The organism is Paenibacillus sp. FSL L8-0638 (assembly GCF_038593075.1).
Taxonomy (GTDB): domain Bacteria; phylum Bacillota; class Bacilli; order Paenibacillales; family Paenibacillaceae; genus Paenibacillus; species Paenibacillus polymyxa_D.
The window spans coordinates 5,550,681-5,573,119 of record NZ_CP151960.1 but is presented as its reverse complement, the minus strand read 5'-3'; the positions used below and the strand labels follow the sequence as shown (position 1 = coordinate 5,573,119).

19 protein-coding genes and 2 pseudogenes are annotated in these 22,439 nt (G+C 48.4%); 15 read left to right on the top strand and 6 right to left on the bottom strand.

The genetic code is table 11. From position 1 onward, the window contains the following. Positions 1–266 precede the first annotated feature (266 nt). Complete coding sequence (locus MKY35_RS24875) at positions 267–1,676, top strand: MATE family efflux transporter (RefSeq protein ID WP_307351082.1); 1,410 nt, start codon at positions 267–269, stop codon at positions 1,674–1,676. Between the two features lie 257 nt (positions 1,677–1,933). Beyond that, a complete protein-coding gene (locus MKY35_RS24870) occupies positions 1,934–2,947 on the top strand; it encodes a LacI family DNA-binding transcriptional regulator (RefSeq protein WP_029518668.1) in 1,014 nt (337 codons plus the stop codon). A gap of 181 nt (positions 2,948–3,128) precedes the next feature. Here the strand turns inward: MKY35_RS24870 and MKY35_RS24865 are convergent, their stop codons facing one another. Next, positions 3,129–4,085: a sugar kinase gene (locus MKY35_RS24865; protein WP_342445092.1), complete on the bottom strand. Its 957-nt coding sequence runs from the start codon at positions 4,083–4,085 to the stop codon at positions 3,129–3,131. A 340-nt stretch (positions 4,086–4,425) separates the two neighbouring features. On the opposite strand from MKY35_RS24865, the gene kduI reads away from it, so the two are divergent. From kduI to MKY35_RS24825, 8 genes and pseudogenes are all read left to right on the top strand, one after another. Next, positions 4,426–5,256 carry a 5-dehydro-4-deoxy-D-glucuronate isomerase gene (kduI, locus tag MKY35_RS24860; RefSeq protein WP_209947685.1) on the top strand — a complete coding sequence of 277 codons (831 nt, stop codon included), beginning with the start codon at positions 4,426–4,428 and terminating at the stop codon, positions 5,254–5,256. Positions 5,257–5,334: 78 nt separating this feature from the next. Then, a complete protein-coding gene (locus tag MKY35_RS24855; RefSeq protein ID WP_029518665.1) occupies positions 5,335–5,979 on the top strand; it encodes a bifunctional 2-keto-4-hydroxyglutarate aldolase/2-keto-3-deoxy-6-phosphogluconate aldolase in 645 nt (214 codons plus the stop codon). A 49-nt stretch (positions 5,980–6,028) separates the two neighbouring features. Continuing rightward, the gene (kduD, locus tag MKY35_RS24850) at positions 6,029–6,805 is read left to right on the top strand and encodes a 2-dehydro-3-deoxy-D-gluconate 5-dehydrogenase KduD (RefSeq protein ID WP_342445091.1); all 777 of its coding nucleotides are present in this window, start codon (positions 6,029–6,031) and stop codon (positions 6,803–6,805) included. Positions 6,806–7,049: 244 nt separating this feature from the next. After that, positions 7,050–8,288, top strand: a complete 1,239-nt coding sequence (locus MKY35_RS24845; protein WP_039271770.1) for an MFS transporter — start codon at positions 7,050–7,052, stop codon at positions 8,286–8,288. Beyond that, positions 8,269–9,420, top strand: a complete 1,152-nt coding sequence (locus MKY35_RS24840; protein ID WP_342445090.1) for a winged helix-turn-helix domain-containing protein — start codon at positions 8,269–8,271, stop codon at positions 9,418–9,420. The genes MKY35_RS24845 and MKY35_RS24840 overlap by 20 nt, the downstream gene beginning before the upstream one ends. A gap of 92 nt (positions 9,421–9,512) precedes the next feature. After that, complete coding sequence (locus MKY35_RS24835) at positions 9,513–10,874, top strand: MFS transporter (RefSeq protein WP_342445089.1); 1,362 nt, start codon at positions 9,513–9,515, stop codon at positions 10,872–10,874. A 65-nt stretch (positions 10,875–10,939) separates the two neighbouring features. Next, positions 10,940–11,516: pseudogene (locus MKY35_RS24830) on the top strand (GNAT family protein). Positions 11,517–11,652: 136 nt separating this feature from the next. Then, a pseudogene (locus MKY35_RS24825) lies at positions 11,653–12,521 on the top strand (cation:proton antiporter); the annotation flags it as partial. A gap of 119 nt (positions 12,522–12,640) precedes the next feature. On the opposite strand, the gene MKY35_RS24820 reads toward MKY35_RS24825, so the two are convergent. Then, positions 12,641–13,276 (bottom strand): NAD(P)-dependent oxidoreductase, encoded by a 636-nt coding sequence (locus MKY35_RS24820; protein ID WP_322251578.1) that lies wholly within the window; start codon positions 13,274–13,276, stop codon positions 12,641–12,643. 259 nt (positions 13,277–13,535) lie between these two features. Here MKY35_RS24820 and MKY35_RS24815 point away from each other — a divergent pair, with 259 nt between their 5' ends. The 4 genes from MKY35_RS24815 to MKY35_RS24800 all read left to right on the top strand — a co-directional run bounded on the left by MKY35_RS24815 (position 13,536) and on the right by MKY35_RS24800 (position 18,683). Further along, positions 13,536–14,489 (top strand): alpha/beta hydrolase, encoded by a 954-nt coding sequence (locus tag MKY35_RS24815; protein WP_342445088.1) that lies wholly within the window; start codon positions 13,536–13,538, stop codon positions 14,487–14,489. 207 nt (positions 14,490–14,696) lie between these two features. Then, entirely contained in the window at positions 14,697–15,254 is a 558-nt protein-coding gene (locus MKY35_RS24810) for a glycerol-3-phosphate responsive antiterminator (protein WP_342445087.1), read from the top strand. Between the two features lie 56 nt (positions 15,255–15,310). Beyond that, the gene (gene glpK, locus MKY35_RS24805; protein ID WP_342445086.1) at positions 15,311–16,801 is read left to right on the top strand and encodes a glycerol kinase GlpK; all 1,491 of its coding nucleotides are present in this window, start codon (positions 15,311–15,313) and stop codon (positions 16,799–16,801) included. 193 nt (positions 16,802–16,994) lie between these two features. Further along, positions 16,995–18,683: an FAD-dependent oxidoreductase gene (locus MKY35_RS24800; RefSeq protein ID WP_342446705.1), complete on the top strand. Its 1,689-nt coding sequence runs from the start codon at positions 16,995–16,997 to the stop codon at positions 18,681–18,683. A gap of 149 nt (positions 18,684–18,832) precedes the next feature. On the opposite strand, the gene MKY35_RS24795 is transcribed toward MKY35_RS24800, so the two are convergent. Next, the gene (locus MKY35_RS24795) at positions 18,833–19,510 is read right to left on the bottom strand and encodes a CidB/LrgB family autolysis modulator (protein WP_029518653.1); all 678 of its coding nucleotides are present in this window, start codon (positions 19,508–19,510) and stop codon (positions 18,833–18,835) included. Continuing rightward, the gene (locus MKY35_RS24790) at positions 19,507–19,878 is read right to left on the bottom strand and encodes a CidA/LrgA family holin-like protein (RefSeq protein ID WP_029518652.1); all 372 of its coding nucleotides are present in this window, start codon (positions 19,876–19,878) and stop codon (positions 19,507–19,509) included. Before MKY35_RS24790 ends, MKY35_RS24795 begins: the two co-directional genes overlap by 4 nt. Positions 19,879–20,009: 131 nt before the next feature. Between MKY35_RS24790 and MKY35_RS24785 the strand changes: the two genes are divergently transcribed. Further along, on the top strand, positions 20,010–20,897 hold the full coding sequence (locus MKY35_RS24785; RefSeq protein WP_328801165.1) for a LysR family transcriptional regulator: 888 nt from the start codon (positions 20,010–20,012) through the stop codon (positions 20,895–20,897). Between the two features lie 83 nt (positions 20,898–20,980). Here the strand turns inward: MKY35_RS24785 and MKY35_RS24780 are convergent, their stop codons facing one another. Then, entirely contained in the window at positions 20,981–21,154 is a 174-nt protein-coding gene (locus MKY35_RS24780; protein WP_013312483.1) for an aspartyl-phosphate phosphatase Spo0E family protein, read from the bottom strand. Between the two features lie 135 nt (positions 21,155–21,289). Next, positions 21,290–22,366, bottom strand: coding sequence for a diguanylate cyclase (locus tag MKY35_RS24775; protein ID WP_342445085.1), 1,077 nt, complete (start codon positions 22,364–22,366; stop codon positions 21,290–21,292). Between the last annotated feature and the right edge of the window lie 73 nt (positions 22,367–22,439).

The following is a 22,439-nucleotide window of genomic DNA, read 5'->3' as shown; positions in this document are numbered from 1 at the left end:
ATTTTTACAACTTGTCAGCGGCAATGCTCACAGGCTCGTATTCTATTATACTCTTTAGCTCATAATTGCGTCGAAAAGCCCAGATTTGCCGGTATATTCTTGTAATATCCTGTTTCAATAAAGTTCGATAATCAATTATAAAGAAGGTGATAAATGAATTCTTACGCATTTTGCAAACCATTTTACGTAAACGGGATGTATTTTCAGAATGACTATGCTAACATACCTTTTGATCGTTAAATAAATCTATGAAGAAAGGTGAATGAATGACAACCAGAGCACTAAAAAATGGTTCGGTATTGTCCGAAGCCAAGGAACTGAATTTGTTCCGTTTGACATGGCCTATTTTCCTTGAATTATTCCTGTTTATGTTAATGGGAAGCGTCGATACATTCATGCTCAGCTCTGTATCTGATAATGCAGTGTCGGGTGTGGGCGCGTCCAATCAAATTATTTCAATCGCTATCCTTGTACTGGAGGTTATCGGCAACGGCGCTGCTATCGTCGTAGCTCAATATATCGGTTCTAAGAAACTAGTCGAAGCGGCCCAGGTTACAGGTACGGCCATTACGTTGAATTTGATGGTAGGTCTTTTGCTAAGCGTAATTTTTCTTGTGTTTGGTACGCATATGTTGCAATGGCTGAATGTCCAGGGGGACATTCTTACGTATGCGGAATCCTATATGAGCATCGTCGGGGGGGCTATTTTCCTTCAGGCATTGATTAACGCGCTGGCGGCGACCATTCGTACGCACGGTTTTACCAAAGAAACGATGTATGTATCGGTTTTTATGAATGTGATCCACGTGGTCGGCAACTATGTTTTGATTTTGGGGCATTGGGGAATGCCAGCACTCGGTGTAGAAGGTGCTGCTATTTCTACAGTAGGTAGCCGCTTTATTTGTCTCTTGATCTTCTTCTGGCTGATGTACCGGGTCACTGAGGTTCGTGTCGAGTGGAAATATTACGTCCAATTGTCCAAAAAGTTTATCTCTAAAATATTGCGTATTGGTGTACCATCCGCGCTGGAGTCTATCATGTATCAGTCGTGTCAGCTCATATTCACACTGTATGTGACCTATCTGGGCGCAGAAGCGATGGCGACACGTCAATATGCCAATAATATTTCGAGCTATATTTATTTGTTCAGTATGGCCGTCGGTATGGGAACGGCTATCGTAGTGGGAAGGCTCGTGGGAGCCAGAGAGAAGGATACGGCTTATAAACGTGTATTGAACAGTGTGAAATGGGCGCTACTCGTGACTGTGATTATTGATGCGGTGGTTATCTTTTTCCGTGTACCTTTGCTCGGTTTATTTACAGAGAACCCTGAAATTATCCGCTTGGGAGCGCAAGTCATTTTACTTAGCATTCTGCTAGAAACTGGCCGGACGACGAATATCGTCATTATTAACTCGTTGCGTGCTGCTGGAGATGCCAAGTTCCCGGTTTTTATGGGACTAATCTCTATGGTCTGCATGAGCTTGCCGCTGGGTTATCTGCTGGTGTTCAAGCTGGATATGGGGCTCGCCGGTGTGTGGCTGGCGATTGCTGCTGATGAATGGACTCGTGCTGTCATCATGTATGCCCGCTGGAAAAGCCGGTTATGGGAAAAGCATGCGCTGATCGAGCACGATACACCAGATCAGTCTGCAACGCCTGTTCCAGCACACTGATCCGAGTAGTATTTAGGGCCAACTGGAACCTAGCTTTTCGATAGAGTTGTATACGTGGAGGCAGTTCAAGAGAACATCTTGAACTGCCTCTTTTTGCTGCCGGGAGAACCATCCTTTTATACAGTGGAACGATAGGCAATTTTGAAGTTCAACTTATATCATAATGGCTTTCATAAATAGAAGTCTGGTAAATTTACTAAAAAAAAGATATACTTTTGTTGCACTAACGCAGTACATGAAAGACAAGGAGTGTACCGATGAAGAAGCCGACGATTGAAGATGTTGCCCAGAAGGCAGGAGTGTCTAAAAGCACTGTCTCGCAATTTCTGAACAAACGATATAAATATATGAGCGACCAGACAAGGGACCGGATTGCCGAGGTTATTCAAGAGCTAAATTATCAGCCTAACGGGCTGGCCCGCAGCTTGAAGCAGAACCGGACGTTTATGGTGGGAGTCATTGTAGCCAACATTGATTATACGCTGTCGATCCAGTCTATCCGTGCGATTGAGGAGGAATTGCAGCTTTTTGGCATTCAGGTGATCATTTGCAACGCCGATGAAAACCCCGACAAGGAAGGCCAGTATATTGAGATGCTCAAGGCCCGTCAAGTGGACGGCTTAATTATCTTCCCGACAGGAAAGCATGCAGACATTTACAACCAGCTCATTCGTGAAAAGTATCCATTGGTGTTTTTGGACCGCTTGGTGGACGGTGTCAATACACGTAGCCTGCTGTTGGATAACGAAATGGCGATTAAGCTGGCGATTCAGGAACTTGTGGCTCACAAGCATGAGCGAATTGCGCTGATTACCTTGCCCCTTGGCTTGAATCGGATTACTCCACGAGTGGAGCGGCTCAGCGGATACAAGAAGGCGTTGGAAGAGCATGGCATGCCATTTCGAGAAGAATATATGCACAGCGTGCCGAGAGAAGAAATCCAGCAGACGCTGAAGGAGCTGTTCCAACTGCCTGAGCCGCCGACTGCGCTGTTGGCCGGGAATGATATCGTGTTGGCTGAGGTGTTGAAGTATGTGAATGCCCGCCGTATACGCATTCCGGCAGAGCTGTCCATTATCGGAATTGACGATGCGGAGTTTGCCCATATTTACAATCCGCCGATTACGACCATTACGCAACCGATTGCGGATATGGGGAAGCAGGCGGCAAAAACGCTGCTGTCCAGTATTGAGGAAGGCGGCGAATCGGTTCCGATTATTTACCGATTTGTGCCAGATATCAATCGGGGAGAATCCGTCAAAACGCTGTAGACGAGCATCATGTCTTATATTATAAAATAGCCCGTATTCCTTTGTACGACCTGAGTATGCGTATGCTGCTCAGGTCACACAAATGCGAATACGGGCTATTGGAAGTTAAGGCCGACTTTGGATGCGGCCTTGTTGAGCTTGCGCTCATAGCAGTGAAGGTTATGCGGGGGATGATCCGGGACTAATTTGTGCTGGCGCTGAGCAAAAAAGATTCCAGTTCGGCTCGCGTCGGATAGCCATCCATGTCTCCGGCTGACATGACAGCCAGCGCACCAAGTGCATTACCGCGTTTGACTGCCTCTGCCAGGGGCAAGCCTTCCAGTAGCGCGCTGATAACACCTGCGGCAAATCCGTCACCCGCACCGACGGTATCCACGACATGATCTACGCGGAAGCGTTTGACATATCCCTCAGCATCTGCGGATTTGTAATATGCGCCTTCGGTTCCCAGCTTGATGATGACCAGTGAGGTACCACGGTCAAGGTAGAACGAAGCAATATCCTCGGGCGAAGTATAGCCCGTCAATATTTTACCTTCATGAATCCCCGGTAGAAGCCAGTCGCACCCCTCAGATGCTTCGTTAATCGCCTCCACCATCGTTTGTGTGTCAGACCATAATTTGGGTCTGAGGTTAGGGTCGAAGGATACTGTTTTGCCTGCCTTCTTCATGAATTGCCGCGCATGTCGTGCGAATTCGCGGCATTCAGGGGAGAGGGCGACGGAAATACCTGTAAAATGCAGATGGCGAGCCCCGGCAAAGTAAGCTTCGTTAAAATCAGCGATGCTCAGTGTGGAAGCGGCGGAATGCTTGCGGAAGTATTCCACCTCGGGGTCCCCACTTATAACTTTGGATTTAATCAGCATCCCGGTAGAGTGGTCTTTGGTAAACATGACATTCTGGGTGTCGATTCCTTCCTGACGTAGCGCATCGGCAATAAACTTGCCGAACGTATCCTCGCCGAGTTTGGTCACGAGTCCGGCTCGTAGCCCCAAACGCGACAAACCGGCCGAAACATTCGTCTCTGCCCCGGCCAATGCTTTGGTGAATGAACGCACCTCATCCAGAGAGCCTGCTTCATTGGCGTAAAACATGGCCATCGGTTCTCCGAAGGTAACAGCATCCAATGTTGCGGTCATTTGAATTCCTCCTTATGTTTAGTAAACTTAATCTGTAAGCGCATGCACCAACTGAATAAATTGAAATTATCACATAAATCGGTTTTTCACAATGATGAAGTTGATATATTTGCTAAAAACTTTTTGGGTAATATAGATAAAAAAATGTGGTTTTGTTTATCAAAAGGTAAAAAGCGTGTAAAACTTCGTATGTATTAAGGGTTTTTCTAGGAATGGTGAAGTTTTGGGTTGACACCCTCTTAGATAATTATTACAATTCTAGCTAAGAAGTAGAGTTAGAAACCGCTTTTATAACAATTCCGTTGATAAAAAAGTTTATCTAAACAGGAGGAATGTTTTTATGGAAATGCGTTATTCAACTCATCCCGAACATGCCAAGCATTTTACGACTGAAGAGTTGCGTCAGCACTATCTGATCCAGGAACTGTTTGTACCTGAGGAGGTAAAGCTGGTCTATACGCATGAAGATCGTGTCATTATCGGGGGCATTTATCCCGTGAATAAATCTGTTGCACTGGAAGGTAACGATCAAATCAAAGCGGAAACTTTCCTGGAGCGCCGCGAACTGGGCATTTTTAATGTTGGGGGTAGCGGTACGGTCAAGGTGGACGGTGAAACTTACGAGCTGGCCACAAAAGACTGTCTCTACGTAGGTAAAGGTGGCAAGGAGTTGATCTTTGAAAGCGATTCCAGTGAAAAGCCTGCGAAATTTTATATTGTTTCAGCTTTGGCTCATACCACGTATCCGACGACGAAGCAGTCTTTTGCCGATGTACCTTCTGAAAGTCTGGGTTCGCAGGAATCAGCCAACAACCGTACGTTGCGTCGCTTTATCCATGATGAAGGCATTCAAAGTTGCCAATTGGTTATGGGGATGACGACGTTGGAAAACGGCAGTGTATGGAACTCTATGCCGACACATGTTCATGACCGTCGTATGGAAGTATATTTCTACTTTGAACTGGATGAGAACGCGAGAATGTTCCACCTAATGGGTGAACCAAATGAAACGCGCCATCTGGTGATGAAGAATGATGAAGCCGTTATTTCTCCACCTTGGTCTATTCACTGCGGTGCGGCTACGGGTAGCTATACCTTCATTTGGGGCATGGCCGGTGAAAATAAAACATACAAAGACATGGATCAGGTTGCCATGAGCGAGTTGCGTTAATCCGATCAGTGTATTGGAGCGTAAACCTGCAAGCGGCTGAGGTACATGGTCATCCCATTCGTGGAAAGGATCAGGAACATGACGAAAAAGAAAGTTTTGGAACATATCACTTCGGTAGGTGTCGTCGCAGTCATTCGAGGAAACACGGCGGAGGAAGCGTATCTCATGTCTAAAGCCTGCATTGAAGGCGGCTTGGATAATATTGAGCTTACATTTACGACGCCAGATGCGGATCAGGTCATTCGAAGATTGAAAGATGAATTTAAAGATCGGGCAGTGATTGGTGCAGGAACGGTATTGGAGTCACTGACGGCGAGGATTGCTATTCTGGCTGGAGCAGAGTTTGTTGTGAGTCCTTCTTTTGAAGAAGAAACAGCGAAGCTGTGCAATTTGTATGCGATTCCTTATATGCCTGGCTGTATGACACTGAATGAGATCAAGGAAGCCATGAAATTGGGCAGCGATGTCGTGAAGTTGTTCCCAGGCAGTGCAATGGGGGCGGACTTTGTGAAGGCCGTCAGAGGTCCAATGCCTCATGTGCAGATTATGCCAACGGGTGGCGTTGATCTGGACAATATGGAAACCTGGCTGCGTAACGGATGTGTAGCCGTGGGAATTGGGGGTAATTTGACGGCTCCAGCCAAAGAGGGTCGCTACGACTTGATTACAGAAAATGCAGCACGTTATGTAGCTAAATATAAAGAAGTACGCGCAGCGCTGTAGGCTTCAGGAAATATAGGTTTTTATACTAATTTGTGATGGAGGCGTAGACATGGGTCTGGACCATTTTTCATTGGATTTTTTCAGTCTAAAAGGTAAAACGGCGATTGTAACAGGAGGCAACACTGGTTTGGGTCAAGGGTATTCCGTAGCTTTGGCCAAAGCGGGTGCAGACCTGTTCATTGTAGCTAACAATGATGAATATGAAGAAACAAGACGTTTGCTGGAGCCAACGGGTGTGAAGGTTGCCTTTTATCAGGCAGATCTGACAGAGAAAGAATCCATTAAAAAAATTGTAGAAGAATGCCTCAATGAATTCGGTAAAATTGATATCCTTGTAAACAATGCAGGTACGATTCGTCGCGCCCCTCTGCTGGAGTATAAAGACGAGGATTGGGACGCTGTCATGGAGATTAACCTGAATGCCGTATATCATCTGAGCCAGGAAGTGGCAAAGGTGATGGTAGAGCAAAAAAGCGGGAAGATTATCAATGTCGCTTCTATGCTTGCTTTTCAGGGTGGCAAATTTGTTCCGCCGTATACAGCGAGTAAGCATGCGGTAGCTGGTTTGACCAAGGCATTTGCGAACGAGTTGGCAGTTCATAACGTTCAGATTAATGCGATTGCGCCGGGTTATATTGCTACGGCAAATACAGCTCCAATCCGTGCGGATGAAAGTCGCAATCAAGAAATCCTGTCGCGTATTCCTGCGGGTCGTTGGGGCGATCCGTCTGATTTGATGGGAGTTGTGGTTTTCCTCGCCAGTCAGGGTTCCGACTATATGAACGGTCATATCTTGGCGGTGGACGGCGGCTGGCTGGTACGTTAAGCAGCGCTGGTCGCATCGAAGTTTATGAACTGAAAGCTGCCTCAAAAGGAAACTATCCTTTCAGGCAGCTTTTATTTTTTCAATGAAGCTATATGCTGAACCTGATTTGGAGTGCTGTGTCGATCTGTCCTATGCATATGGTACGAATGCCTTTATAATTTAATGAGATAAAAATTGCTAGGCTCCAGCCGTACACTTGGTTGGAGCCTTTGAGCATAACACAGATAGATTGGAGAATGGAGAGATGAGTTCACAGCAACACCAACGAGCTTTGGTATACAAATCTTTGTGGCATGCCGGTCCTTGGGTACTTGCCGTAGGGATTATTCTGGTAGGTGCCAATCTGCGCGCCTCGATTACCTCGGTAGGACCTCTTATCGGTTTGATTAAGGATTCTTTGCATATTTCGAATACACTGAGTGGCCTATTAACGACATTGCCGCTGCTGGCTTTTGCCCTGTTGTCGCCTTTTGTAGCCAAACTGTCGCGCCGCTTCGGATCGCCTCTTATTATTTTTGCAGCCTTGCTGCTGTTGACCGCAGGTATTGTGGTGCGCTCAACGTTAGGGGTTACTGCATTATTTGTCGGGACCGCCATGCTGGGACTGGCTATTGCCGTGTGTAATGTGTTGCTGCCCAGCTTGATCAAAGAGGAGTTTCCTCGCAACAGCGGACTGATGACCGGCGTATACTCAGTATCCATGAATGTGGTCGCAGCAACCGCATCTGGCCTGAGTATACCGCTGGCTATAAATGGAGGTATGGGCTGGCGAGGTGCCTTGGGAATATGGGCGATTGTGGGTGTCGTAGGTATTTTACTCTGGGTGCCCCAGCTCCTTAAGGCTCGCAAAACAGCTAATAAAGCAGCAGTATCTGCCCAAACCGTGAATGTGTATAAATCGTCTTTGGCCTGGAAGGTGACGCTGTTTATGGGGCTGCAATCTGCCTTGTTCTATGTTCCTGCCGCCTGGTTTCCTGAAATGATGAGCGGACAGGGAATGGATTCAGAAACTGCGGGCTGGATGCTGTCTGTGATGCAGTTTGCGCAAATGCCATTTACTTTTATTGTGCCTATTTGGGCGGCGCGAGTGAAGGATCAGCGGGTATTGGTTCTGATTATGGCTGCGCTGTATTTTATCGGTCTGGGTGGATTTCTGCTTGGGGCTACACAGTGGAGCGTGATTTGGGTCATATGTATCGGTATAGCGGGTGGTTTTGCTTTCCCGTTAGTGATGATGTTCTTCAATTTGCGGACGCGGACACCGCAGCAGGCAGCAGAGCTGTCGGGTATGGCTCAATCCTTTGGGTATTTGTTGGCAGCGACAGGACCGACGCTGTTTGGTTATTTGCATGATGCGACACAAGGCTGGACCATTCCGCTGTTGCTGCTCTTGTGCCTGAGTGTTCTGCTTATGTTTATAGGGCTGGGTGCAGCCAAGAAACGATATGTCGGAGGCGAGGTGGATGATCAGGCTACAATTTGATGCAGATGGCTACAGTGTGGTTTGTAATGCAGATCGTGTTATGTTGTTGGCTAAAGAATTTGCGCTGTTGCGCTTTCTGTACGATAACCGGAACCAGGTGTTCACCCGGGAACAACTGCTGGATCGTGTGTGGCCGCTGGAGTATCCGGTGGAGCGTACGGTAGATGATCATATCTACAGATTGCGCAAAAAACTTAAGTCATGGGATGGTCTCCGTATTCATACGGTCAGAGGATATGGCTACAGCTTGACCTTGACTGACGTGCAGCCACAGAATCATCCGTCCTTGCACGATCAGGAGGTGCATGACGCCGTACATGGACTATTCCGCAAATACCAGCTGTTGGGGCAGGGAAATTCCATCGTAGCGCTGGCTGCTCAGCAAGAGCAGATGGGGTTTGAATTGTCTGTCTTTTATCAAATGTATACCCGTTTTGTACAGGCAGATGTGTTCTGGTTCTTGGAGCGGGAGGACTTTGCACCCGCGGACCGATTGTATTGGATGCTACTGCTATATATGTGCACAGCAGGGGTGACGGATGAGGGGCTTGTCCTATGTGAGCGTGCGCTTTCCAGTGGATTGCTATCTGAAGCGCAGGAGCGGGAATTGCGTATTCTCAACATTCTGGAGGCTTATGTAGAGAACGAACAACCTGAACACGCCCAGGAAGGTCTGCCACTGACCATGATGGTCATGGAGCGAGATAATCTCGATAATTTTGTGATGCCTGTTGCGCTGATGGAGATGTATATGCATCTGGTTGCCAATCATATGGAAAAGGCTGCCGAACTGTCTGATCGTCTGGAAGGCATGCTGTCGGAGGCCCCGTTTTTGCGCGAGCTGGGCCGTTATCGCATGATGCGCGGACTTATGCTGTTGCGTACTGGAGATGTGGATAACGCCGAGCGGCTCATGGATGAGGGATTGGATACCCTTGATATGGCTAAACAGGAATTGCTACAAATCAAAGCGGTAAGTCAAATTCGCTCGTTCCTGAAGCTTTGCGGTTCCTATCCAGTGCTGGAAGAGAAGTATGCCGCTCAATATGACCAGCTTGACCGGGATAACAGTTTAATACTGCATCGTCCAGCGCTAAGGCGCTGGCTGGAACAAACACTTTCTACCGTCTGATGTTTTTAACTGTCTGACTTTCCTCTGATATAGACCCGCTAGAATGTTCTTATTGCTAAAAAAGCTGAAAATGAGAGCAGGGTGAGTAGATAATGAAGGAAAAGAAGGAATTGCAATCCACGCCTAGCATTTGGCGCAATGGCCGTTTTCGGCGGATGTTTGCGGCGCACACGGCTGCTTCCTTTGGCGATTGGTTTGATGCTATCGCCATTCAGGTGCTTGTTGCTTATCGCTGGGAAGCTGACCCTATGCTGATTGCGCTGATTCCGGTAGTGATGGCGCTACCGGGTCTGCTGCTCGGTTCCATCGCGGGCACGTTAGCTGACCGGGTACACAAGGCCCGGCTGATGATCGTCTGCGATGCAGCTATTGCCTTATTGACGCTGGCCATCCTCGCCGTCCCGGGCCCGGCGTGGCTACTGCCTTTGCTCGGTCTGCGCGCGGCGGCTGGCGTATTTCAAATGCCTTCACAGCAAGGCTTGACCCGCACGGTAGTCGCCAGCGACGACCTGTTTCGGGCGACCTCGCTGAATGGGTTGGTCAATCAGGCCTCCAAAGTGGCAGGGCCATTACTGGGCGCTATGACCTTGACTGTGTTGTCTCCCCAGGCATGCATAATTCTCAATGCATTGCTGCGCCTCTGTTCCGGCCTGCTGCTGTGGCCGCTGCGCGGAATCGGTCCGGCGCTGGTCAGCGCAGACCAACAAGCTGTTGCAGCCGGGCAGCAAGGAAAGTCGGCTACGCATACAGCGCCTGAGGCTGATGAAGTCCAAATGCGGGAGGAGCATGTTCGCGCATCTCGTTTTTTCAACCAATGGCGTGAGGGCTGGGCGTTCTTATGGCGCAGTCGAATGCTTTTGCATACGCTCATATTCGGACTTTTCGGCTTAATCGCCATTCTCATGATCGACTACCAGTTCCCTACGCTGCTGCGAGTGCTCGCTCCAGGTAATGAATCGCTGCTTGGCTGGCTGGTTTCAGCCATTGGTGCTGGCGCCGTCGGCTGCATGCTTGTGCTTAATCGCTTGAATCGCATAAGCGCAGGCTGGGGGCTCGGTGGTGGGTATGTGCTGGTTGGCGGAGCTATTGCTGCTTTAGGCTGGGCGCAGCCCGGAACAGGATGGCCCGTCCTACTTATGATCGGGGCTGTGCTGGGCGTGGGCAACGGCCTGTATATTATCACCCAGAATTATATATTACAAGCCAAAACCCCTGCTGATATGGTAGGACGCGTCTTCGGTATCCAAAGTACCGTAATTGGAGCAATCATGGTCGTTTCGCCGCTTGCCGGGGGAGTATTGATCCGAATAGCAGGGGCGGGAACGGCTTTTGTCTGGATCGGAATGACTGTTGGAATTCTGGGTTTGGCAGGACTACTGCTTCAATCCGTAATTTGGCGCGAGTCCCTCGCTGATTCTAGCCTGACTACGGAGCAAAATGCAGACCTTGCGTAGTCGAACTTGCGCAATAATTTACTTCGATTTACGTTATTTATATTTTTAGCATGGGAGAGATCATGATGACTCAACAAACTTCAGCCTCAGAGCCTGTGGCACGGTTACTTGAAGGATCACGGGTGTACTTGCGTCCCGTTAACGTAGAGGACACCGAGCTATACTATAATACATTGTTCCATCAGGATGTGCGGAGGCTGACAGGCACACAACGCAGATCAAATTGCCCGTTATATTGAAGCTAAAGGACAGGATGCCTCAAGCCTGTTGCTGTTGATTGCGCTTCGCGAAGATGATCGTGTCATTGGGGATATAGCCCTGCAGGATATGGACAGCCTGAACCGCAGTGCTAACATCCGTATTGCGATCAATGAGCAGGGAAATCAGGGGAAGGGCTACGGCACTGAAGCGCTTGTACTCATGCTGGGTTACGGATTCGGTATCTGTAACCTGCATCGGATTGAGCTGAATGTATTTGACTTTAATGAACGTGCCATTCGTTGCTATGAAAAAGTAGGCTTTCAGCGTGAAGGTGTACAGCGGGATGCTTTATTCTACAATTATGAATACCATGATTCGATTCTGATGAGTATGCTGGACCACGAATACCGCAACCGCTATGTGAAAAAAGCAGAAAATTAATTCAACACGTTTACACGGGATTGCAGAAGAGATAAAATTGCTTGTTTGCGCAAGTATGACCGACAACATCAAATGAATATATGAACTACCGGAGGAGCCTGTCACCAAGGCTCCTTTATGTCTTTTTTAGGGGAACCTGCTGCTGATGTTCATTGCTGGACTGGAGACGGACCTGGATCAACTTCGACGTAATTGGAAGCCTGCGGTAGCTGTGGCGGTTGGAGGTGTTATTTTACCGCTAATTTGCGGTTTTGGTGTAGGGGAAGCCTTTGGATTCTCGGTGCATGAAGGCTGGTTTCTAGGAATTATTCTGAGTGCTACCTCGGTAAGCATTACGGTACAGATACCTAAGGATATGAATAAGCTAAATACCCGGGAGGCTCAACCATTTTGGGTGCGCAGTGCTGGATGATGTGCTTGTCGTGGTACTGCTAGCGGTAGTAATGAATATATTCGGTATGGGTGGAGAAACTTCGCTGGGACTTCTTGTTGGCAAAAAGCTAGTTTTCTTCGTCGTAGCTATTCTAGGGGGGCTGGTTTGCGGCCGGGATTGCCATTGCACAAACAAGCTTTAAGCACGTCGTAGAAGAAAAGGTGGAACCCATCGCTTATTCCATCTTTGTTCCTGTATTTTTTGTCAGCATCGGATTAAATGTTTCCTTTGAGGGAGTAGGGCAGCAGCTCGGATTTGTTGTTGTTTTGACACTGATTGCGCTGGTGACAAAGCTAATCGGGGGAGGAATCGGGGCGCGGCTGACGGGCTTCAATAACCGTTCTGCCCTTGCGATCGGCTCCGGGATGATATCTCGCGGCGAGGTCGCACTTATTATCGCAGCTACCGGTCTACAGTCGGGCTTGTTGGCACAGCAATACTTTACCTCGGTGATCATTGCCATCATTCTGACGACCTTGGCTTCGCCTCCGATTCTCAAGCTGTGTTTTAGCGATAAGAGGGAGACTTCCACTCACGATACAGAAAAGAAGGTCAGCACTGACAAGTCATAACGAGAGTTATCAACAGGTCATAACAAAAAGACCCTTCAGGTCAATTTCTCATAGCGTGCAGCATGAGAGAATGGGCGAAGGGTCTTTTTTATGCTAAATGTGCTGCAAGAATAGAGAAATTAGGACTCGGACACCACAGTGAAACGTTGGTTCAGATGTTGTGGTTTTTCGATTTCGTCCACTACGGCAACCGCATAGTCCTCGTAGCTGACATAGCTTGCACCTTTGGAATTAACCAACAGCGTGTCTTTTCCTACTTGGTAAGAGCCTGTACGTTTACCCAGTGCAAATTCCGCAGAAGGGCTAATAAAGGTCCAGTTCAGGTCGTTGGTACCACGCAAAATTTCCAGATTTTTTCCTTGGTTGTTGGCTGTTGGATATACGAAATCAGGGAAGCCAGGAGCGTCTTTTACCAAAAGTGTTTGGGATTCATCAGTGAACAAGCTGCCTGCACCACCTACGACAATCAGGCGAGTACCGGATACATTACGCAGGGCTTCAATCAGTACGTTACCTGCATCGACATGCAGATGCTCTTGTCCGAGTGGAGCGGCAAATGCATTAACGACTACGTCAAAACCTTTCAGATCATCTGTTTTCAGATCAAAAACGTCTTTTTGTACCACAGTAGCACGACTTTCTGTTACTTTAGACGAGTCACGGACGATGGCGGTTACTTCATGCCCTCTGTCTAATGCTTCTTTTACGATATTATTTCCTGCTTTACCGGTTGCACCAATAACTGCAATTTTCATAATAGATAGCCTCCTATAAATATGATGTGGATGATTCATTCGTTTGATCGTAAGTGTACCCAGTGCATTTACGAACTTTAATATGTAACTATTATAGTTACAATATAAAATAAAAGTCAAGCTCTTCTGTTGGGCAAACTAAAGCCTTCCGATTGGAAAGAGAGGAACTCGTTTAAATATATAAAGTGAAACTGAATGTGCAAACTTAGCCATATTGGATATATGTAGACCACAGATAAGAAAGGAAGAGTGAACCGATATGAGTAAAAAAGTACAGCTTGAACCCGCAGCACAGAAATTTGCAGACGATAATGCCAAGCCTCCGTTTCTATATGATTTGGGTCCTGAAAAAGGACGTGAAACGGTCAATGAGGTTCAATCCGGCCCGGCAGACAAACCTGCCGCAGATGTAGAAGATCTAACTATTCCAGGTGGGCCTGGCGGTGAGGTGAAGGTCAGAATTGTCCGTCCACAACAGGTGACAAGCGATCTCCCGGTCATTGTATATATTCACGGAGCAGGCTGGGTATTCGGTAATGCCCACACGCATGATCGTCTGATTCGTGAATTGGCAGTCGGCTCACAGGCGGCAATTGTATTCCCGGAATACAGCTTGTCACCTGAAGCTAAATATCCGACGGCGATTGAGGAAATTTACGCGGTCGTTCAATGGGTGGCACAGCATGGGCGCGAGCATGGACTGAAGCCCGATACGCTGACGATAGCCGGGGACAGTGTCGGCGGGAACATGACCGCAGCCGTAACGCTGCTGGCCAAAGAACGCAGTGGTCCTTCCATCCGGCAGCAGTTGTTATTTTATCCGGTGACAGACGCTTCCTTTGACACGGAATCCTACCAGGAGTTCGCCACAGGATATTTCCTGAGCCGCGAAGGAATGCAATGGTTTTGGGATCAATATACGACGGATACCAACGAACGAGCACAGATCACGGCGTCCCCGTTACGTGCCACCACAGAACAGCTCAAAGGGCTACCGCGTGCGCTGGTCATTACAGGCGAGGCCGATGTGCTGCGCGATGAAGGTGAGGCCTATGCGAACAAGCTGCGTGAAGCAGGGGTAGATGTAACCGCGGCACGCTTTCAAGGCATCATCCACGACTTTGTGATGCTGAACCCATTGTCGGAAACCGCAGCCAAGCGCGGTGCGATCGCGCTCGCTACCTCATGGCTACGCCAAGGGTTTGAGGGCTAGTACACTATAGAGCATTTAAAGGGTGCCGTCGTGGGATTTTGATCCAGTTCCTTTGAACGATTAGGCTGTCTTCTTCCTGCTGACATCTATTGCAGGGAAGGCAGCCTTTATACATAACTACAATGAAACCGCTTCACGTTCGTCGAACAGAGTGATAATATAAAATTTGAACGAGTTTGACCGACATTCAGCCTAAGGGGGATATCCATGCCATTTCAGGGACAACGCATTTTACCTGCAGCTAAGCATATGAAGCAGCTGGAGGGTATTTTGGACAGTTCTTATGAGTATGCTGTTTTTCTGGATACGCATGTAGCGCAGCTGCGCAACCTGTACCAGATGGCTAGAAGTCGCAGCAAGCAAATGCTCCTGCATGCCGATCTGGTGCAAGGCTTAAAGAATGACGAGTATGCGGCTGAATATTTGTGTCAGGAAATTAAGCCATTTGGGATTATTTCGACCCGGTCCGGGGTGATTGCAACCGCTAAAAAAAAGGGGATTCTTGCTGTACAGCGGGTGTTCCTGCTCGATACGATTGCGCTGGAAAAAAGCTACGCGCTGGTGGAAAAAACACGACCTGATTATATTGAGGTGCTGCCTGGTGTTGTTCCACCTATGATTAAGGAGGTCAGCGAACGCACAGGCATTCCTATTTTGGCGGGCGGACTTATTCGCACCCCAGAGGATGTGGAAGCGGCATTGGCTGCGGGAGCTACAGCAGTTACAACTTCCAATAAACAACTGTTCGAGCATTATAAGAAATAGCTTTTATTTGAATCAAGTGGGCAACAATACATAAATATGCAAGGAGCTGGGGAACAATGGAGCAATACATTCTTGCCTTGGATCAGGGCACAACCAGTTCACGGGCCATCTTGTTTGATCGGCAGGGAAAAGTGGTATACAAGGCACAACGGGAGTTCCCACAGTATTTTCCCCAGCCCGGGTGGGTAGAGCAAAACGCCAATGAAATATGGAGCTCTATTTTGGCCGTCATCGCCTCCTGCTTGTCAGAATCAGGTGTGAAAGCCAGCCAAATTGCCGGGATTGGTATTACGAATCAACGGGAAACCGTAGTGGTGTGGGATAAACATACGGGTCTGCCTGTATACCATGCACTGGTATGGCAGTCACGGCAAACAGCCGGGATCTGCGAGGAATTGAAAAGCCGTGGATTTGATCATATTTTTCATAGCAAAACGGGACTACTCATTGATCCCTACTTTTCTGGCACCAAGGTCAAATGGATACTCGACAACGTCGAAGGGGCACGAGTTCAAGCGGAGCGTGGGGATTTGCTGTTTGGTACGATTGATACCTGGCTAATCTGGAGATTGTCTGGTGGTAAAGCACATGTAACGGACTACTCCAATGCCGCCCGCACACTCATGTACAACATTTATGAGCTAAAATGGGATGAGGAGCTGCTGGATATTCTCGGCGTTCCTGCGTCTATGCTACCAGAGGTGAAATCATCTTCTGAGATATATGCGCATACGGTGGATTATCACTTTTTCGGACAGGAAATCCCTATTGCCGGAGCGGCGGGTGATCAGCAAGCAGCTCTGTTCGGTCAGGGATGCTTTGACAAAGGTATGATTAAAAATACATACGGTACGGGATGCTTTATGCTGATGAATACCGGAGATGAACCCTGTGACTCGGAACATGGACTGATTACGACCATTGCATGGGGGCTGAATGGTCAGGTGAAGTATGCGCTGGAGGGCAGCATTTTTGTAGCCGGATCTGCTATTCAGTGGCTGCGTGATGGGTTGCGTATGTTCCGCGAAGCCAAAGATAGTGAAGCGTATGCGGCGCGTGTGACCTCCACAGAAGGGGTATATTTTGTCCCGGCCTTTGTGGGTCTGGGCAGTCCGTATTGGGACAGTGACGTGCGCGGTGCGACATTTGGTTTGACGCGGGGAACGACCAAGGAGCACTTTATACGAGCGGTACTGGAATCGCTGGCCTACCAGACTAAAGATGTCCTAACTGCCATGGCGAGCGATTCAGGTGCACCTGTGCGTTCATTGCGTGTAGATGGAGGCGCAGTGATGAACGAGTTCCTGATGCAGTTCCAGAGCGATATTCTCGATCTGCCTGTAGAACGGCCTGCTGTGAACGAGACAACTGCACTCGGTGCGGCGTATCTAGCGGGACTGGCAGTCGGGTTCTGGAGCAGTCTGGATGAGGTTCGGGGATATGCGCAAAGTGATCATACCTATACTCCGTCCATGAGTGAAGACGTGCGGGCTGATCTGTATGGTGGCTGGAAAAAGGCAATTCATGCCGCAATGGCGTTCAAGTAGCAGGCAGATTTCCCTTTTCATAGCGTATCGTGTGTGCTACGATATAGATAAGTTAATACTCGTCAGGAGACTTGGAGAGACCATGAACCGCTCGGCATCCGCCGCAGCGATGTTCGTGGTCTTTTTTTGTACCTTATGATGATTCGGTTGGCAGATTGCATCGTGAATATATACAAAGCTGGAGGGATACATGATGGGAGAACAGGGATTTGCTGCGCAGGAGAGAACCGCTGTTTTGGAACGTATGGGACATGAGCATTTTGATATATTAATCATTGGCGGCGGTATTACAGGGGCGGGTATTGCGCTGGATGCGGCGGATCGTGGTTTGAAAACAGCATTGGTGGAGATGCAGGATTTTGCAGCAGGTACGTCCAGCCGGTCGACCAAGCTAGTGCATGGGGGTCTTCGTTATTTGAAGCAGTTGGAAGTTAAGATGGTAGCCGAGGTGGGGAAGGAGCGGGCAATCGTATTCGAAAATGGTCCACATGTGACCATACCGGAGCGTATGTTGCTTCCTTTTCACAAGGGCGGCACGTTTAACGCATTTACCACCTCTGTCGGGCTGCTAGTATATGATTTCCTTGCTGGTGTTAAGCGTAGTGAGCGCCGTCGTATGCTGGACATCCAGGCTACACTAGAGCGCGAGCCTTTGCTGAAGCGTGGTGGACTGAAGGGAAGCGGCAGCTATGTGGAGTATCGTACAGATGACGCTCGCCTGACGATTGAGGTCATGAAGGAGGCTGTTACACGAGGGGCGCTGGCGGTGAACTATGCCAAGGCTGACAAGCTGCTGTATGACGAAGGACGAATAAGCGGTGCAAGCGTAACGGACCGGGTAACGGGAAAACCATACGAAATTCGAGCTTCGCTGGTTATTAATGCAGCTGGACCATGGGTAGACACGCTGCGGGAAATGGATCGCTCCAAGGAGGGTAAGGTGCTACGCCTGACGAAAGGTATTCACCTAGTGTTCGATGCTGAGCGCTTTCCGCTCAAACAGGCAGTGTACTTCGATACACCGGATGGACGCATGGTATTTGCCATCCCGCGTGATGGAAAAACTTATGCAGGTACGACTGACACGGTGTATGAGGGGGATACGGCGCATCCCCGGATGACCGTCGAAGATCGGGCGTATGTGCTTCAAGCGATCAACGGAATGTTCCCGGATGTGAAGCTGACTGTTACGGATGTAGAATCCAGTTGGGCAGGGGTACGGCCGCTCATTTATGAAGACGGTAAAAGCCCTTCGGAAATTTCACGTAAGGACGAAATTTGGGAATCCCGCTCAGGTCTGATCACGATTGCAGGCGGCAAGCTGACGGGCTACCGGAAAATGTCCGAACTCGTCGTGGATCGTGCGGTACGGGAGCTGGGGCGCTTGCATGGGCAGAGCTTCCGGGCATGCCGCACCAGACACATCCCGATTTCGGGTGGCAGCGTAGGCGGCTCGGCGGGCTGGGACGCGTACGTAGGTAAGCAAACCGCAGCAGGTGTTGCACTCGGCCTGTCGCCTGAAACGGCTAGAGCATGGGCAATCCGCTATGGCTCCAACACAGAGCGGCTGTTTGCGATAGCGGCACGCAGCATGAAGGAGACTACCGAGAAGGAAGCGGCACTGCCTGTGGAAGTGCGTGTCCCGCTCCTGTATGCAATGGAACAGGAAATGACGGTGACACCGTCTGATTTTTTCATACGGCGAACTGGGGCACTTTTCTTCCAGATCGACGAGGTGAAGCGCTGGAAACAGCCCGCTATCGCATGGATGTCCGAGCATGCAGGCTGGAGTACCGCACAAGAACGCCAATATACGGCTGAGCTGGATGCTTATCTGTATGAAGCTGTAGCGCCTGTAGGGGTAGAGCTGAAACCCGGTTAATAGGAACGAGGATGCGCATCCTTTACCGCTCCGCTTCTCTACCATCGTTTCGTTCTCACCACTGCTTTATGTGGAAAAGGGGCCTATAAAACAAAAGCAGCGATTCTCTTGTTATTGGAGAATCGCTGCCTTTTTTGTATGCAGATTGTTTACAGCATCAAGTGGAACAGGAACGGGGCGGCTGCCAAGGTAAAGAGAGCGGCGAGCACCATCGAGATGCTGGATATCGTCCCCGTCAGCAAACTGAACTCGAATGCTTTGGAAGTGCCCGTACCATGAGCACCGGTACCGAGCAGTACCCCACGGGAGACTTCATTTTCGATACGGAACAGTTTTACAATCACTGGACCGATAATAAGACCGCTCAATCCGGTCAGAATAACGAATACAGCTGTGACCGTCGGATTGCCGCCAATCGTTTGCGATACATTCATCGCAATGGGTGTCGTAATGGACCGAGGAATCAGGCTGCTCAGCAGCGAAGAATTCAGGTGCATCCACTTGGCAAGCGCCATGGAGGACAACACGGCTACAACAGATCCAGACAGCACGCTAAGCACGATTTGGGTAGCGTGTTTTTTTAACACTGGGAAATATCGGTACAAAGGGACAGCAAATGCAATCGTAGCTGGTTGTAGCAGCATGGACAGCAAGTGAGCGCCCGAATTATAAGAACGGTAATTCACACCCGTCAGCGTCAAAATCAAAATGATAACAACAGGTGTAATGAGCAATGGAGACAAATACACCTTGGGCAGTGTGCGGTACATGCGTTTGGCCATCCAGTAAATAGCGAGTGTCAATACAATACATAGAAGACCGATCATGATGATTTATGCTCCTTTCGTTTACCAAGCAGACTGGCGACCATACCTGTGCAGGCCATCACCAGAAAGGTGCCGAGCAACACGACCAGCATAATGCTCATACCATCGTGTTCCAGCATCGGCCAATAATTCATGACGCCGACAGCGGAGGGAATAAAGAATAATAGCAGCTCGGCCAGCAACCAGTTTGCGCCAACTTCAATCCAGCTTAGCCGGACCAAGCCGGTTTGCAGCAGAATAAAAAGGATTAGCATACCAATGATACTACCGGGTATAGGCAGGTGGAGCCAGGAGACTACCGCGTTCAGGATGAGCGAAAAGGCCATCAGGACGGCGATCTGGAGGACACCGCGTATGAAGCTTTTCATATATAATGGCTCCTATCTTTGAGATCGGTTATTTTCAAACTGTAATGAAATTTTACATCACAAGCTTTCATGAGTAAAATGCATATAAAGAATGCAATCTATTCCGTTTGTCTATGGGAGAAGGTGTAGGTTTGGATATCCGACATTTACAATATTTTTTGGAAGTCGCGCGGTTGCGTAGCTTTACAAAGGCAGCCCAGAGCATGTTTATTACCCAGCCGACGATCAGTAAGACGATTAAAAGTCTGGAAGATGAGCTGGGGGTCGCTTTGTTCGACCGAATCGGCAAAAGAATCGAATTGACGGACGCGGGAAAGGTCATTGAGCTTCAGGCACAAGCAATTGTAAAGTCCTTTCAGAGCCTGTCCTCGGAGCTGAGTGATTTGATGAACCTGAAAAAGGGACATATCCGTATTGGCCTGCCCCCTATGGTCGGATCGAGCTTTTTTCCGCGTGTCATTGGAGAATTCCATAAGGCATATCCTGATGTGACCATTCAATTATTTGAGGACGGGGCGAAGAAAGTGGAACGGGACGTAGAAGCCGGGGCATTGGATATCGGGGTGATCGTGCTGCCCGCAGTTGGAGATATGTTTGAGACATTTCTGTTTGTGGAGGAAAAGCTAAATTTGCTCGTTCATCCTACGCATGCATTGGCAGAGTGCAAGGAGGTACCGTTATCTGCGTTGGCGGAGGAGGCATTTGTACTGTTTCGTGAGGATTTTACGCTGCATGACCGTATCATTGCGGAATGTGTTCGTGCCGGCTTTCAGCCGCGTGTAGTGTACGAAAGCTCACAATGGGATCTGATTAGCGAAATGGTTGCTGCAAACCTGGGAGTAGCTCTGTTGCCGGAGGCCATTTGCCGAGATCTGGATTCTGAGCGCTTGCGTGTTCTTCCATTGGTAGACCCCGTCATTCCTTGGCATTTGGGGATGATTTGGCGGAACGATCGCTACCTGTCCTTTGCCGCCAGAGAATGGATATCGTTCACACAGCAATTGTTGCGGACGGAATAGGGCGGGAAGTAGTCAGTCCGCGAGAAGGTGAGTACGATGCAGAATAAAAAAGCTGCCCTGAGGGGCAGCGATGTAGCTTGCTTCTATGAGTGTGTTTGGTTGATTGCACGCTTGGTGTGAAGGTACTTGTCCATAATACGGTCAAGTCTGGAGGATTTGTCCAATACACGTTCATCTTTTAATCCGTGTAAGTCAGCCATGCGATTCAGTTCACGGCGTTCTTTCTCCATGAGTTTTTCCAATTGTTCGAGGTTCACAAAGCCCACCCCCCATGTCGATTGTAAGGCATGTCTCCACTAGCGGCAGAAGTTTTTTTTGATAACGATGTTATTTCCATTTTACCACTTTTTATTAACAATAATCCAGCTTTCCTGACATTTAGCGACTAATATTTATGGTTTTGCCAGTTTCACCTGATTGCGTCCTGAACGTTTAGCTTCATATAATGCCTCATCTGTCTTTTCCAGTAAGTGCCTCGATGCAATGACAGGAGAACTGCCTGCTCCAATGGATATCGTTAGAGAGATCATGGTTCCGTCATTCAAAAGAAAACGTTCATTTTCCACAGCTTTCCGAATCTTTTCGGCAAAGCTTGCTGCTTTCTGACTATCGCAATTTCCAATCAGAATGGCAAATTCCTCTCCGCCCTTACGGGAGGGGTACGCCCTCGTTGTAGATTCCCGGGTTAACAGCATTCCCAATTGGCTTAAGACGGTATCTCCGTTCAAATGACCATACGTATCATTAATATTTTTAAAGTGGTCAATATCCAGCATCACGAGTCCAAAGGGTTGTTTTGTAGTCTTGGAAGTATGAAAGACCTCTTCAAATAGCGCATCGAAAGCACGTGGACTGTAGAGTCCGGTTAAATGATCCCGATTTGCGGCTTCTTCCAGCAGATGAATAGCCCGTTCTGTTTTTTTGATATGGGACATCATAAAATAAGTGAACAGGCCGCCAAGCAACTTAACGGTTGTGATCATTATAATAGATTCATTATCAGGAGGATTATCCACATAGAAAGTAGATAACAGCGACACTACAGCAGCTCCAATCACGGCCGACATCCACTTGCGGAGTGTTAGGCTTTTTTCTCGAATAAAGATAAGTGAAATGCCCAGTGTCATGAAACAATTGACGGTAGCAGTCAGAGAAACATCTGTCCAACCACCTGTGATGTAAATACGGTACAGGCTTATGATCAAGGTGGTCAGCAGACCGGATACCGATCCTCCCATATAAACAGATATGATAATCGCCAATTGGCGTAGATCGACCACAAAGTGCCCGCGAATCCATAAACCGGTCATCATTAACAGAATACCAAACAGACCCAGCATTAAACCGTTCATTACCCGATAAATGAATACATGTTTTTTTAGGTAACGTTCATATTTCCGGAAAAATAAATTTCCAAAGAATAAGAAGCTTGTTAATAACGCAAAATTGTTAATTAATTCTTTTAACATATCCCTATCCTTTATGCTGTAATGAGAGTTGTAGTATCGTGGGAAATAAAGCAAAAGGCCTCGTTTCTATATT